This window comes from Mycobacterium sp., assembly GCF_049278535.1.
GTDB lineage: Bacteria > Actinomycetota > Actinomycetes > Mycobacteriales > Mycobacteriaceae > Mycobacterium.
On sequence record NZ_JBAPMI010000045.1, the window covers coordinates 1 to 14,342 of the forward strand.

Annotated in this window: 12 protein-coding genes and 1 pseudogene; 2 read left to right on the forward strand and 11 right to left on the reverse strand. The window is 66.2% G+C overall.

Annotation, left to right across the window (positions count from 1 at the left end; genetic code table 11):
* Positions 1 to 370: 370 nt before the first annotated feature.
* Positions 371 to 3,256: a leucine--tRNA ligase gene (leuS, locus tag WAO18_RS02720; protein WP_422203680.1), complete on the forward strand. Its 2,886-nt coding sequence runs from the start codon at positions 371 to 373 to the stop codon at positions 3,254 to 3,256.
* Positions 3,257 to 3,292: 36 nt separating this feature from the next.
* Here the strand turns inward: leuS and WAO18_RS02725 are convergent, their stop codons facing one another.
* The 5 genes from WAO18_RS02725 to WAO18_RS02745 form a co-directional block, all read right to left on the reverse strand.
* Positions 3,293 to 3,964 (reverse strand): SDR family oxidoreductase, encoded by a 672-nt coding sequence (locus tag WAO18_RS02725; protein WP_422203682.1) that lies wholly within the window; start codon positions 3,962 to 3,964, stop codon positions 3,293 to 3,295.
* An 80-nt stretch (positions 3,965 to 4,044) separates the two neighbouring features.
* Positions 4,045 to 4,554 (reverse strand): MarR family winged helix-turn-helix transcriptional regulator, encoded by a 510-nt coding sequence (locus WAO18_RS02730; RefSeq protein WP_422203684.1) that lies wholly within the window; start codon positions 4,552 to 4,554, stop codon positions 4,045 to 4,047.
* A 55-nt stretch (positions 4,555 to 4,609) separates the two neighbouring features.
* Positions 4,610 to 5,338: an amino acid ABC transporter ATP-binding protein gene (locus WAO18_RS02735; RefSeq protein ID WP_422203686.1), complete on the reverse strand. Its 729-nt coding sequence runs from the start codon at positions 5,336 to 5,338 to the stop codon at positions 4,610 to 4,612.
* Positions 5,335 to 7,110 carry an ABC transporter substrate-binding protein/permease gene (locus tag WAO18_RS02740; protein WP_422203688.1) on the reverse strand — a complete coding sequence of 592 codons (1,776 nt, stop codon included), beginning with the start codon at positions 7,108 to 7,110 and terminating at the stop codon, positions 5,335 to 5,337. The genes WAO18_RS02735 and WAO18_RS02740 overlap by 4 nt, the downstream gene beginning before the upstream one ends.
* Complete coding sequence (locus WAO18_RS02745; protein ID WP_422203690.1) at positions 7,107 to 7,898, reverse strand: LLM class F420-dependent oxidoreductase; 792 nt, start codon at positions 7,896 to 7,898, stop codon at positions 7,107 to 7,109. The genes WAO18_RS02740 and WAO18_RS02745 overlap by 4 nt, the downstream gene beginning before the upstream one ends.
* 46 nt (positions 7,899 to 7,944) lie before the next feature.
* Between WAO18_RS02745 and WAO18_RS02750 the strand changes: the two genes are divergently transcribed.
* Positions 7,945 to 8,595 (forward strand): HD domain-containing protein, encoded by a 651-nt coding sequence (locus WAO18_RS02750; RefSeq protein ID WP_422203691.1) that lies wholly within the window; start codon positions 7,945 to 7,947, stop codon positions 8,593 to 8,595.
* A gap of 1 nt (position 8,596) precedes the next feature.
* Here WAO18_RS02750 and WAO18_RS02755 read toward each other — a convergent pair whose 3' ends face one another.
* The 6 genes and pseudogenes from WAO18_RS02755 to WAO18_RS02780 form a co-directional block, all read right to left on the reverse strand.
* A complete protein-coding gene (locus WAO18_RS02755) occupies positions 8,597 to 9,499 on the reverse strand; it encodes an alpha/beta fold hydrolase (RefSeq protein WP_422203693.1) in 903 nt (300 codons plus the stop codon).
* An 11-nt stretch (positions 9,500 to 9,510) separates the two neighbouring features.
* Positions 9,511 to 10,719: a DUF1214 domain-containing protein gene (locus WAO18_RS02760; RefSeq protein ID WP_422203695.1), complete on the reverse strand. Its 1,209-nt coding sequence runs from the start codon at positions 10,717 to 10,719 to the stop codon at positions 9,511 to 9,513.
* A 2-nt stretch (positions 10,720 to 10,721) separates the two neighbouring features.
* Positions 10,722 to 11,489: a sugar phosphate isomerase/epimerase family protein gene (locus tag WAO18_RS02765; protein ID WP_422203696.1), complete on the reverse strand. Its 768-nt coding sequence runs from the start codon at positions 11,487 to 11,489 to the stop codon at positions 10,722 to 10,724.
* Positions 11,486 to 12,655, reverse strand: coding sequence for a sulfotransferase family protein (locus WAO18_RS02770; RefSeq protein ID WP_422203697.1), 1,170 nt, complete (start codon positions 12,653 to 12,655; stop codon positions 11,486 to 11,488). The genes WAO18_RS02765 and WAO18_RS02770 overlap by 4 nt, the downstream gene beginning before the upstream one ends.
* Positions 12,652 to 13,779: an LLM class flavin-dependent oxidoreductase gene (locus WAO18_RS02775; protein ID WP_422203699.1), complete on the reverse strand. Its 1,128-nt coding sequence runs from the start codon at positions 13,777 to 13,779 to the stop codon at positions 12,652 to 12,654. Before WAO18_RS02775 ends, WAO18_RS02770 begins: the two co-directional genes overlap by 4 nt.
* Positions 13,780 to 13,892: 113 nt before the next feature.
* A pseudogene (locus tag WAO18_RS02780) lies at positions 13,893 to 14,342 on the reverse strand (inositol-3-phosphate synthase); the annotation flags it as partial.

Sequence of the window (14,342 nt, forward strand, 5' to 3'; positions counted from 1 at the left end):
GGATTGCCGACGGCCTGGGGCATCGGGGCGGGAACGGGGTTGGGCCGGGGTGGATACGCCGGATCGGCCGACGCGGTGGGGCTGGCAAGGCCCAGCACACCGGCAGCACCGACGGCCAGACCCGCGACCGTCACTCGCCAGCTACGGGCAGTCTGCTTCATGAGAGTCGGTCCTTCCCAGTTGGTCCGGCAGGTCGCTCGGGTCGTCGTCGGAGTCGCAGAAAGCGACTGTAACCAGGGGTAAACGGCGACTTCTAGCACCGGAACCGACCTGGAACACACCTGGGATAAACCCCTGACCGGTCTGCAATCCAAACGAGACCGTCGGTGGTCGGCGGGTCGCTCGACGCCGCCCTTATAACCTGTTGGGCGTGACCGACTCCCCGATCGCCCCTGCCGAGCAGGCCGACCCCGACGCACCGCGGTTTCGCTACACCGCGGACCTCGCCGGCCGCATCGAACACACCTGGCAGGACAACTGGACCCGGTGGGGGACCTTCAATGTGCCCAACCCGGTGGGTTCGCTGGCGCCGACGGACGGGTCACCGGTTCCTGACGACAAGATGTTCGTCCAGGACATGTTCCCGTATCCGTCGGGCGAAGGTCTGCACGTCGGTCATCCGCTCGGCTACATCGCGACTGACGTCTACGCGCGCTACTTCCGGATGCTGGGCCGTAATGTGCTGCACGCGTTGGGTTTCGACGCTTTCGGTCTACCCGCTGAGCAGTATGCGGTGCAGACCGGCACCCACCCGCGCACCCGTACCGAGGCGAACATCGTCAACTTCCGGCGCCAGCTGGGCCGGCTGGGTTTCGGCCACGACAACCGGCGCAGCTTCTCCACCACCGACGCCGAGTTCTACAAGTGGACGCAGTGGATCTTTCTGCAGATCTACAACGCGTGGTTCGACACCGCCGCCGGCAAGGCACGTCCGATAGCCGAACTGGTCGCCGAATTCGATTCCGGTGCACGTCAATTGGAAGACAACCGGGATTGGTCGGCGCTGTCGGCAGGCGAGCGTGCCGACGTCATCGACGCGCACCGCCTGGTTTATCGGGCCGATTCGCTGGTGAACTGGTGTCCGGGCCTGGGCACCGTGCTGGCCAACGAAGAAGTCACCGCCGACGGCCGCAGCGACCGGGGAAACTTCCCGGTCTTTCGTAAGCGGCTGCGGCAGTGGATGATGCGGATCACCGCCTACTCCGACCGGCTGCTCGACGACCTCGACGTGCTGGACTGGCCGGAAAAGGTCAAAGTCATGCAGCGCAACTGGATCGGGCGGTCCACCGGCGCGGCGGTGCTGTTCTCGGCGGACACCACCGATGGCGAAACGGTCGACCTACAGGTGTTCACGACGCGGCCGGACACGCTTTTCGGCGCAACGTATCTGGTGCTGGCCCCGGAGCATGAGCTGGCCGACCGGCTGGTGGCGTCGCAGTGGCCGGCCGGAGTGGACTCGCGCTGGACCTACGCCGCCGGCACCCCCGAGCAGGCCGTCGCCGCCTACCGGAAGGCGATCGCCGCGAAGTCCGACCTGGAGCGTCAGGAGAACAGGACCAAGACCGGCGTATTCCTGGGCACTTATGCGACCAACCCGGCCAATGGCGAGCAGGTGCCGGTCTTCATCGCCGACTATGTCCTGGCCGGATACGGCACCGGGGCGATCATGGCCGTACCCGGCCACGACCAGCGCGACTGGGAGTTCGCCCACCAATTCGGGCTGCCGGTCGTCGAAGTCATTGCCGGCGGCGACATTTCGCAGGCGGCGTACGTCGGAGACGGCACCCTGGTCAACTCGGACTACCTCAACGGGTTCAACGTCGCGGCCGCCAAGGAAGCCATCGCCGCGCGGCTGGAATCCGAGGGCCGCGGCAAGGCGCGCATCGAATACAAGTTGCGCGACTGGCTTTTCGCCCGGCAACGGTACTGGGGCGAGCCCTTTCCGATCGTCTACGACAGCGACGAGCGCGCCCACGCGCTGGACGACGCCGCTCTGCCAGTCGAGCTACCCGACGTGCCGGACTACTCGCCGGTGTCGTTCGACCCCGACGACGCAGCCAGCGAACCGTCGCCGCCGCTGGCCAAGGCGACCGAGTGGGTGCACGTCGAGCTCGACCTCGGCGACGGCCTGAAGCCCTACACCCGCGACACCAACGTCATGCCGCAGTGGGCGGGGAGCTCCTGGTATGAGCTGCGCTACACCGATCCGCACAATGCGGAACGGTTCTGCGGCAAGGAGAATGAGGCCTACTGGATGGGCCCACGGCCCGCCGAACACGGTCCCGACGATCCCGGCGGCGTCGATCTGTACGTCGGCGGCGCCGAGCACGCGGTGCTGCACCTGCTGTATTGCCGGTTCTGGCACAAGGTTCTCTACGACCTCGGACACGTCAGCTCGCGCGAGCCCTACCGACGACTGGTCAACCAGGGATACATCCAGGCGTTCGCCTACACCGACGCCCGGGGGTCTTATGTGACGGCCGCCGACGTCGTCGAGCGGGACGGCAAGTTCTTCTATCCCGATCCGGACGGGGAGATCGAGGTTTTCCAGGAATTCGGCAAAATCGGTAAGAGCCTGAAGAATTCGGTGTCCCCGGACGAGATGTGCGACGAGTACGGCGCCGATACGTTACGGGTGTACGAGATGGCGATGGGCCCGATTGAGGCGTCGCGGCCATGGGCCACCAAGGACGTCGTCGGGGCGCACCGGTTCCTGCAGCGGGTGTGGCGGCTGGTGGTCGACGAGAATTCCGGCGAAGCACGGGTGACCGACGACACGGATCTGGACACCGATACGCTGCGGCTGTTGCACCGCACCATCGCCGGGGTCGCCGAAGATTTTGCGGCACTACGCAACAACACTGCGGTGGCGAAGCTGATCGAGTACACCAACCACCTCACCAAACAGCACCGCGACTCGGTCCCCCGGGCGGCGGCTGAGCCGCTGGTGCTGATGCTGGCGCCGTTGGCGCCGCATCTGGCCGAGGAGCTGTGGCAGCGACTGGGCCATCCGGAATCGCTGGCCCACGGCCCCTTCCCGGTGGCCGATCCCGACTACCTGGTCGAAGACAGCGTGGAATATCCGATCCAGGTCAACGGCAAGGTGCGCGGCCGCATCACGGTGTCGGCCAGTGCCGACGCGGATGCGGTGGAGGCGGCGGCGCTTGCCGACGAGAAGGTGCAGGCGTTCCTGGCCGGCGCGATACCGAAGAAGGTGATCGTGGTCGCCGGGAAAATGGTCAACCTCGTGATCTAGCCCGCCTCGTTTCTCGGGCCGTTCCGGCCCGCATCGTCAGCGGGCGCGTGGTCTGAGGATGACCTCGTGCAGATGCCCGTCGGGAGGGGTGTCGATCGCGCGGGCGACCGCCTCGGCCACCGTGTCGGCACGCAGGAACTGATCCGCGTCGTACTCGCCGCCCTCGAAAGACACCAGCTCGCGCTGCATGTCGGTGTCGGTGCGGCCGGGGTAGACGGTGGTGACCCGCAGCGCCGGTTCACTGAGCCGGAGGGAGTCGGCGAACGCCCTTAGCGCGAACTTGCTGGCCGAATACGCCGCCATGTTCTCCGACGCCTTGCGCCCCGCCCCGGAGTTGATGAACACCACCTGACCCTGCGCGCGGCGCAAGGCCGACAGCAGAGCCAGCGTAACAGCAACTGCACCAACAACATTGACGTCGAAGGTAGTGCGCCACTCGTCGACAGTGGACTCGGCGACCGGGCCCGGATGGGACACCCCGGCGTTGTGCACCAGCACGTCGAGCTCGCCAATCGCCGCGGTAGCGGTTGCAATTGCGTCGGTGTCGGTGACGTCCAGCGGTAGCGCGGTGGCGCCCAACCGATCCGCGGTGGCCTGCAGCGTAGGCGAGGGCCTTGCGGCTAACAACAAGGTGTGGGTAGGGGCCAGTGCGTCGGCAATGGCGGCGCCGATCCCGCGGCTGGCACCGGTGATGAGCGCAGTCTGCATGGTTGCCAGCTTAAGGGGGATCGCAAGCGCGGCGGAGCCGAGCGCAGCGGGTCGCCCCGGCATTCAAGCGCCGCAAGGATTTACGCGGTGGCGTCCCCGTTGGACGCGGCGGCCGGGCTGGCCACCGATTCGCTGGCGGCCAGGTGCTCGAGCGGCGCCAGAGCCTTGGTCAGCGACTCCACTTCGGGCTGGCTGAGCTGGCTCAGCAAGGAGACCAGAGCGCTGATCCGGTTGCTCAGCGATTCCCGGTGAACGGCCAGGCCACGCGGGGTGATGTCGACGAGCACGGCACGCAGATCCGAGGGGTCACGCGAGCGCTTCACCAGACCGATTTTCTCCAGCCTGCGGATCGCCACCGTCGTGGTGGGTGTGCGAACGCGTTCGTGCGCGGCCAGGTCCGTCATCCGGATCGGCCCGCGGTCCAGCAACGTGACCAGTATCGACAGCTGTGCCAGCGTGAGGTCGCTTGCTTGAGCTGCGCCGACACTGCGATCGCCGCGGCGCAGGATCGCGAACAGCTTGGACAGGGTGCGGTGAAGTCCCTCTGCCAGCTCCGTGAGCTCGGGCACGGTGGCTTCAGTTTCCGCCATAGTTCGACAGTCTAACCTGTCTGCAGTTCGGGGACCTAGAATTCGTCTTTGCCGGTCACAGGACCTGCGACAGGAAGCGTTGCAGGCGCTCGGTCGCCGCCGCCTCGAATATTTGCGCAGGCGGCCCGGTTTCCACCACCTGACCGTGATCCATGAAGACGACGGTGTCGGATGTGGACTTCGCAAAAGCCATTTCGTGTGTGACCACCAGCATGGTCATGCCTTCGGAGCCCAGATCCGCGATCAGCGCCAGAATTCCCTTGACCAGTTCGGGATCCAGCGCCGAGGTGGCTTCATCGAAAAGCATCACCTGCGGTGTCATGGCCAGCGCGCGAGCGATCGCCACTCGTTGCTGTTGGCCGCCCGACAAGGCGCCCGGGCGGCTATCGGCCTTGTGTTTCATGCCAACCCTGTCCAGGTGTGCCAGCCCCAACTCGCGGGCGGCGTCGCCGGACAGGCGCTTGAGCTTGCGCGGTGCCAGCACGACGTTGTCGAGGACGCTGAGGTGCGGAAAAAGGTTAAAATGTTGAAACACCATGCCAATCCGCTGGCGCACGGTATTCGGATCGTCGTCCAATACCGACTGACCGTCGAGCAGGATGTCGCCGCTGTCGGGCTCGTACAACCGGTTCAGCACGCGCAGCAGGGTGGACTTTCCGGAGCCCGACGGTCCGATCACCGCGACCGTATTTCCAGCGGGCGCGCCGATATCCACCCCGCGCAGCACCTTATTGGGGCCGAACGAGAGATGAATTCCCTTGCCCGCCAACGATACTGACGTCATACCATCTCCTGGCCGGCGGTCAATGCAAGTGGATCCTCCGGCTCGCCGGCAGACCTGCCGTGCCGTAGCCGGTGGTCGACGACGTTGACCAGGTGGGTCAGCGGGATGGTCAGCACCAGGTAGAACACCCCGGCCGCCACCAGTGGCGAGAGGCTGCCGGTTTGCGCGTTGAGGTCGCGGCCGACCTGGAACAGCTCGCGCTGCCCGGCGATCAGTCCCAGGAAGTACACCAACGCGGAGCCTTTCAGCAGCGCGATGAACTGGTTGACGAGCGCGGGCAGCACCCGGCGGACGCCCTGCGGTATCACCACCATGCGCATCGACGTGTGGTAGCTCAGCCCCAGTGCGCGCGAGGCGTCCAGCTGCCCGGGCTCGACGCTTTGGATGCCGGACCGGAAGATCTCGCCGACGTACGCCGCGGCTGTCAGACCCAGCGCGGCGATGCCCAGTGGGTAGGGATTGTTGTTCGTCAATCCGCCCACGATCGGGCCGATGCCAAGGCCGATCAGCAAGATGATCACCACTTCGGGCAGCCCGCGAAAGATGTCGGTGTAGACCCGCGCCGGCCAGCGCAGCCAACGGGTCCGCGAGATGCTGGCAACTGCCAGCGCCATGCCGACCACCAGCCCGATCACGCCCGAGCTCACGGTCAGGATCAGCGTGTTGGGCAGGCCGGTGGTCAGCATCGCCGGAACGGCCTGCTTGTACAGGTCCCAGTCGAAGAACGACTCCCGCAGCTGAGCCAGGATCGACTTGGGCGGGGGCACCTCGTCCACCGAACGGTGATTGCGCTCGGCGATCGCCGCGAAATCCGGCAGGTGCGGCGTCAGTGCCGACTTCGATCCGGGTTTCCAGCCCCGCGGCAGCGGGCGTGGAACCCAGTCGGTGTACAGCTGCGACCAGGTGCCGTCGGCGATCACGGCGTCCAGGCCGGCGTTGAGCGCGGCGATCAGCGGCTGGTTGTCTTTTGCCACCGCGTAGGCCACGAAGTTGCCGAGGCCGAACGTGTAGGCGGCGATCACGGCGGTGTCGCCGGGCCGCATCACGTTGGTCGCCTCCATGGCCGGCGCCACCCACGCGTCGACCTGGTGGGTCTTCACGCTGGTGTACACGGTGGTGAAGTCGGGGAATTTCACCGGTTCGATGTGCAGGGTGTCGACCACGTAGGCCTCTTCGACGGTGCCCTGAACCACGCCGATCCGCTGCCCCGGTCCCAGCGCTTCGAAGCTGTCGATCGGTGAACCGGACGGCACGATCAACGACAGGTAGCCGAAGTCGTAGCCGTTGGTGAATCCGACTGTGCGACGGCGTGCTTCGGTGGCCATGATCGACGACGAGCCGACGTCGAAGCGGCGTGCCGCGACCTGGGCCAGCAGCCCGGAGAATTCGGTACCGGCGAAGACCACCCGTAAGCCGAGCTTGGCGGCGATCGCCCGCAGCAGCTCGTTGTCATAGCCGGTGAAGCGCCCGGCCGAGTTCAGGCAGCTGGTCGGCGGACCTCCCGGCTGGGTGCCGACGATCAGTGTGCGCGGCGTGCGCAGACCCAGCGCGTCGATGTTGACCGAATTCAACGGCTCGACGTCGGCGGTTGTGTACTTGTCTTCCGGTGACCGGTGGGCGGTGGCCAGCTTCCGCGGTAAGGCGATCGCGCCGTCTTTACCCGACGGCTTGCACAGGTTGTTGTCCGCCGCGGCCGGCGCAACCGGAGCCAGGCTGTAGCTCAGCAGGATGGTGACGACCAGCGCGGCCAGCTTCGACGCGCCGATCCTCATGCCCGATCACGCCACCGGCATAGCTCCTCGGCATCGCTGAGGTCGTAGTCCGGGCCGTTGACCCCGACGGTCAGCAGCGTCACGCCCAGCGCGGCCAGCCCCTCCGCGTCGGCGATCAGCCCGCCCTGGTCCTTGTTGACGCCGGCGGAGTGTTCGATGGTCTGGGGGTCGCGACCGACCGCGGCGCAGTGTTCGGCCAGCACGGCCGCCGCCTGCGGATAGCTGTCGACGCTGGTGAACCCGTGCCAGATGTCGCCGTGCTCGGCAACCAGTCGCAGGGTTCTCTTCGGGCCCTTGCCGCCGATCAGTAGCGGGATGTCGCGGGTGGGCGCTGGGTTGAGCTTGGCCAGCCTGGACTTGACCCGCGGCAGCGCGCCGGCCAGGTCCTCGATCCGGCTGCCGACGGTGCCGAACTCGTAGCCGTATTCGTCGTAGTCCTTTTCCTTCCAGCCCGATCCGATGCCAAGGATCAACCGGCCGTCCGAGATGTGGTCGACGGTGCGGGCCATGTCGGCCAGCAGCTCCGGATTGCGGTAGGAGTTGCAGGTCACCAGCGCGCCGATCTGGATTCGCGAGGTCTGTTCGGCCCAGGCGCCGAGCATGGTCCAGCACTCGAAATGCGCGCCGTCGGGGTCGCCGTAGAGCGGGAAGAAGTGGTCCCAGTTGAAGGCGACGTCGACGCCGATGTCTTCGCACCGGCGCACGGCGTCACGCAGGTGGCCGTAGGTCGGGGAGTGTTGCGGCTGCAGCTGAACGCCGATGCGGATCGGACGGTCGGAAGAAGTCATGCTTCCACCGTAGGCGCGGCGCGTTGCGGGATAAGCTCAGCGGCAAATGTCCAGTACCGCGGCCGGCAGTATCGCCGGCGTCGAGATCCCCGATACGCCGTTGGCGCGGGCGATTACGGCGCACATCCGCGACGTCGAAAACGATCTGCTGTTCAACCACTCTCGACGCGTGTTCCTCTTCGGGGTGCTGCAGGGCCGGCGCCGCGGACTGCAACCAAACCCCGATCTCCTCTACGCCGGCGCGATGTTCCACGACATCGGGCTCACCGAGCGGTACCGCGATTCGACACTGCGCTTCGAGGTTGACGGCGCCAACGCGGCTCGTGACTTTCTGCTCGAACACGAGATCGACGAGGCCGACGCCGCGAAGGTGTGGTTGGGCATCGCGTTGCACACGACGCCGGGCGTACCGGAGTTCCTGGCGCCCGAGACGGCGTTGGTCACCGCGGGCGTCGAGACCGATGTGCTCGGGATCGGCCGCGACGACCTGAGCCCGGAAGACCTTGCGGCGGTTACCGCCGCGCATCCGCGGCCCGATTTCAAGCGGCAGATCTTGGCGGCCTTCAACGACGGCATGAAGCACCGCCCTCAATCCACGTTCGGCACCTGCAACGCCGATGTCCTGGAACGCTTTGACCCGACGTTCATCGGCGACAACTTTGTCGACAACATCCTCGGCAGCAGCTGGCCCGAGTAACTCAGCCGCCGGCGAGTACGCCGCGCAGGATCTCGGTCAGCACCAGGGGCTGGTCGCTCTGCACGGAGTGACCCGAGTTCTCCACGACCTGAATGCCCTGGAATCGCTGTGCACGCCTGGCCAGTTCGTCGGCGTCCTCGTCGGTGACGAAGCCCGACGTCCCGCCGCGCACCAGCCGGACCGGCACCGCCAGGCCGGCGAAGTCGCCCCAGAGGCTTTCGAAGTCGGGAATCTTGCGGATGCTGTCATAGCGCCAGGTCCAGGTGCCGTCATCCAGTCGGCGGGAGTTGTGAAACACGCCGCGCCGCAATGATTTCCGATCGCGGTGCGGTGCCGCAGCGGTGGTGACCTCAAGGATCGCGTCGAAGCTGGGGAAGTTGCGCTCCCCGGCCACCAGCGCCACGGTGCCTTGCTGGTCGGTGGTCATCTCGGCATAGCGCCGCAACGCTGACGGGGTGACGTCGATCAGCACGAGTTCGCGCACCAGCTGCGGGGCGATGGCGCCCAGCCCGATCGCGGTGAGCCCGCCCAGCGACATGCCGACGACCAGCTTGGCATCCGGCGCGAGGTCGTTGATCACCGGCGCGATTGCTGCCGCGTTGTTCTGCGGTGAATAGTCCCCGTCGTCGCGCCACGCCGAGTGCCCGTGGCCGGGCAGGTCGACCGCCAGTGCGGGCACACCCAGACCGACGATCACAGTGTCCCAGGTGTGCGCGTTCTGTCCGCCGCCGTGGAAGAACACCGCCCGCGGTGCGGCGTCGCCCCACTGCAGGGCGCTGATGCCGTTGGCTTCGACCCGTCGCACGGTGGGCAGCGGGCCGGTGAAGCCGGCCTGCTCGGCGTTCTCGGGCAGCAGCGCGAACTCGGACAGCCCCACCAGTTCGTCGTCGGAGATGTCGGTCATGACACTCGACACTAAAGGACGTAGCGACGGCGAATGCCGCGGAATCGCTCCCACATCGCGGCGGCCCGCTGCGCCTCGGTGACCATCGTGATGTCGGGCGGTAGGGCGTCGAGCAGGTCTTCGGATGGGACAACCCGAGTGCTGAGCACAGCGGGCCGGCCCTCGAGCATGTGCCGGTAGGTCAGGTTGCCGCGCTCGAATCCCTGGGTGTCCAACCAGTTGTGCACCCCCGGATCACGATGCGCCATAACCAGCCGGACCCGGCCGTCGGCGTCGACGGCGGCCCGGCTCGGTGTGTAGCTGACCGGGCGGTACAGGTAATCCATGCTGTTGAAGAACACACCCATATTGGTCAGCATCCACAGCCCGTCGTGCGCATCGAACTCGACGATCAGCGCCTGATCGGGGCCCAGCTCCCAGTACATGTTGGCCGCCGACCGGCCGCGCTTGGCGTCGGCGCCGGTCGCATCGACGCGCGGAAAGGTGTTCGGCTGACCGGCGTCCACCCCGCCGTAGGTGAAGGGAAACTCCGGCCAGTCCGACATCAGACCCGTGATGAAGTCGCCGGCCCAGTCCATCGCGGCGGTCAGCTCTTCGGCGTTGGGAAGTGGCTTGGGCGACGACATATCGATCCGCTCGATACGCATTTGCGCGGGTAGCTCGTCCCAACGGTCAAAACCCTGACGGATGAACAGCTTTCGAGAATCCGGGGTAGTGGGCAGCCAGTTGGGTGTGCGTTTAGGCCCGCCGATATAGAGGTCGAACTGTCCGTCGTCGCCAACGACGAGCTGCTCGCCGACGAGGTTGGCCTCCGGTGTGTCACCGAACGGTTCGTGCAACACGCCGGGGCCGGGTATGCGCGCGCCCTGCACGGTGACATTGAAAAAGCGTGCGGTGCCGCGGCTGCCGGTCAACCGGTACGTCGAATGCCCGTTGATCCAGGCCTGCTGGTAGGTGAAGTCGCCGCAGTCACCGCCGAGCTTGCGGGTCGGGCCGCAGAACGCATGCAGCGCCGGGTACCGGGTGTCGTGGGTTTCCAGCGCCAAATCGAATGCCTGGCCCAGGTTTTGGGTGAGGAACCGGAACGCGTCGACGCGTTGTGTGCCCGTAGTGGCGTTGGCGTCCTTGAAGACCTGTTCGCCGGCGCGGCGAAGCTGATCGCAGAACGCTGCCCACGCCGCCTGCAGCGCGGCGTCGTCGCGGCCGTCGCCGTATGCCATTCTCAAGCACCCAACTTGGTGAGCATCGTCCCTACGACATCACATGCTCGCCGGGCCGATTCAAGCCGTCCCTCCTCGTCGATGCGTGGACCGATCAGCTCCAGGTCGAACCCATGCCGGTAGCCGCCCGCCAGCGCCGCGGCGACGAACGCCTCGATCGGGATGGTGCCGTCGCCGGGAACAGCGCGGCCCGGCAGCATCCGGTCGCCGAGCACGTAATCGCTCAACTGAATCAGCCGGGTGCGCGGCAGCGCTCGCTGCAGTAACGCGTCGAGATCGCCTTCGGCCCAGCAGTGGAACAGGTCGATGCAGATATCCAGCCCGCTCATCTCGGCCAGTGTGACGGTGTCGCGCAACGTGTGGGCGATGTGTAGATCAGCGTAGAGGCTGGAAGCGTTTTCGATCGCCAGCCCCACACCCGCGTCCTGTGCGCGTTGAAGGCAAGGCCCGACCATCTCGCAAAACCGTTGCGCCGCTTGCGACCAGGTGAGGGAGCCCCGCCCGCCGGTGAGCAGGTAGACCGTTCGCGCCCCGACGTCGGCCGCGGCCCCGATCACCCGCATCAGCGCGGTCGGCTCATTGAACAGGTGATACACGGCCTCGACAGCGTACCCATTGCACTGCAACAGCTTTGGAAACTCGGGATCCAGTAGTTGGTTGTCCAGGATGCTCAACCGGCCGACGCCGAGGTCGATCCAGTGCTTGTGCAGTTCGGCCAGGGTGTCGCCGTAGAAGGTGACGTTGTGCACCGACAAACGGGGGTGGGTCACGGTCGGTTCTCGATCTCGACGCCGAATCGTTCACGGAACGGCCGGAATTCCTCGTGCAGCGTGTCGAGGTTTTCGCCGATGTCGGTGAGCAACTGCGTGGAGTAGCGGAATTTGCCGTGCCGGTCGCCGCGGTTGTCGGCCAGATAGTGGTGCATCGCCGAGTCCGCTTCCGTCGTCAACTCACGGCCGCCGAACGCGTAGTAGCGCCGCACCGTCGCCACCTGGTCGGCGATGAAATCGGCGTAGCGGACGTGCAGGATCCGCGGATCGTCGACCATCGGGTTGCTCATCGTGTTGGCGATGCTGGCGCGGGTCATCTCGAGATGCTTCTTGGCCTCGGCGTGTAAATCGACGGGCCCCACGATGCCGTCCATGATGTCGGCCATCATCATCGTGCGTGACGCGGCGACCTGAACCGGGTCGCGGTGCAACCAGACCAACGTCGCATCGGGGTAGGTTTCGAACATCTCTTTCAGCCGGAACCCGTGAAAACCCTTCAGTACCCAATACTTTTGCGGCCGGCGGTATTGCAGCTGCCGCAACATGGCCTTGTGCAACCGGTACTGCGCGGTGGCGTCGGTGGCCAGCCCACCCACCAGCGACTGCATGGGCACCCGCCACCATGCGGTGGGCGTCATCACCCGAAAGTCGAACGCCCAGGTGCGTTCGTCTTCGGCAAGGCCGTCGCCGAGCATGTCGTTGTACGGGTGGCTGTGCAGCCACTTGGGCATCTTGGCATTGATCTCGCGCCAATCGGAGTCGGCCTGTTCGCGCCGCCGATCGTTCGCAGCGGCCAGGCCGGGCGGCGGCGACGGGTACATCACCTCCCAGAACCGCAGTGCCCGTGCATCGGGGTCGACGGACATCAACGCGTGCATCAGCGTTGTGCCCGAACGTGGTTCGCCGGTGACGAACATCGGTGCCGCGATTACCTCGTCGGCGATCGGATAGGCATTGCGGTCTTCGATGAATACCAGCCGCGAGGTCAGCAGCCATCGGCATACCTGCGCGGCCGCGGCGACGCCGGCATCGTCCATGCCAAGCGTATTGAGGTGCTCGACGGCCACCGCGAAGCGTTCCGGCAACGTGGGATCGCCGTAGTCGCTCAGGCCGGTCTCCGCGGTCGCGGCGGTCAACAAGACGGCGGCATCCAGGTTCGCAGTCACCGAAGGTCTCCGCACAGCTGCAGTAATTCATCCTCGGCCGCAAGGACATTCGCCGTCGATGTTTGGGCATAACTGAGACCGGCCATCGCGCCGTAGTCGAGAATCTTCGGCACCCGCAGGCCCGCGTCGACGAATGTCTTGATGATGTTGGCGACTTCTTTCGGGGTGCCGTGCGGCACGACGGCGAGCAGCATCTCGGGACGCACCGCAGCCAGGAACTCGACGATCCGCTCACGGGTGAGCACCGCGGGGTCGATGTCCTGAAAGCCGCGCCAGCCGGAACCCATCGGGTGGTCAAAACCGAAGCCGTGCAACGTCTCTGCAGAGACCTGCAGCAGGAAGGCCTTGACCAGGGGTGCCTGCAGGATCTCGTCCAGCGCGGCGTCGTCCTGGGCGATCAAGCAGACCTGGATGAAGCACGGTGTGATCGCCATTGGGTCGCGGCCGGCGCGTTCGGCCGATGTCCTTACCGCGGAGATCATTTCGGCATAGTGCTCCGGAGTCCAGGCGCCGGCCGGCCACCAGCCGTCGGCGTACCGGCCGGCGATGTCGAGCATCCGCGGCCCGCTGGCCCCAATCCAGATCGGCGGCAACCGCCCCTCGTAGGGTTCGGTATCCAGTCGCGCATGGTGCAGCGTGTAGAACTGACCGTCGAAGTCGATCGGCCCGTCGCTCTCCCAGAGCAGCCGGATCACCCGCAGCGCCTCCTCGAACCGGGCGACGGGCCGATGGAAGTCGAACCCATACGGCAGCGTGTTCTCGCTTTCTCCGCTGCCGAGCCCGAGGACGAATCGGCCACGGGCCAGATGGTCGATGGTCAGCGCAGTCTGGGCCAGCATCGCGGGGTGGCGGCGGACGGTGTCGACCACCGCGGAGACCAGCGGCACGTTCGTGGTGAGGGCCGCTGCCGCGGCTGCCACCGCCAGCCCGTCGAGGTGGCGATGCGGCGACGGCGAAACGGTTGCCAGATCGGTGAATTCAGGAGCCCAGATTGAGTCGGGCCAGAAGCTGACCATGTGGTCGGGCAGCCAGATCGAGTGGTACCGGCCGCTGTCCAGATCGTCGAGCCGGGACAAATCCAGCGGCAGGGTGGTGCGCAGGAATGCGGCGGGCTGAACCTTCATCGAGACATGATGCTAAGCACCCGCACAGCGTCGTGTCGGTGAAACGAAGCATCCCCAGAAACGAAAGAGCGGCGAAGCCGCACCGGGCGACCTCACCGCTCGATCGAAAAAACTCAGCCCTCGATGATGAACTCTTCGAGCTGTGTGCGCGCGACGTCGTCGGGCAGCTGCTTCGGCGGGCTCTTCATCAGGTACGCCGACGCCGCCACGACCGGTCCACCGATGCCGCGGTCCTTGGCGATCTTGGCGGCACGCACCGCGTCGATGATGACTCCGGCCGAGTTCGGCGAGTCCCACACCTCGAGCTTGTATTCCAGGTTCAGCGGAACGTCACCGAAGGCGCGGCCCTCGAGACGGACGTAGGCCCACTTGCGGTCATCAAGCCAGCCGACGTGGTCGGACTGGCCGATGTGCACATCCTTGGTCTTGAACTCGCGCTGCAGGTTCGACGTGACGGCCTGGGTTTTGGAGATCTTCTTAGACTCCAGCCGCTCACGCTCGAGCATGTTGAGGAAGTCCATGTTGCCGCCGACGTTGAGCTGCATGGTGCGGTCGAGCTGCAC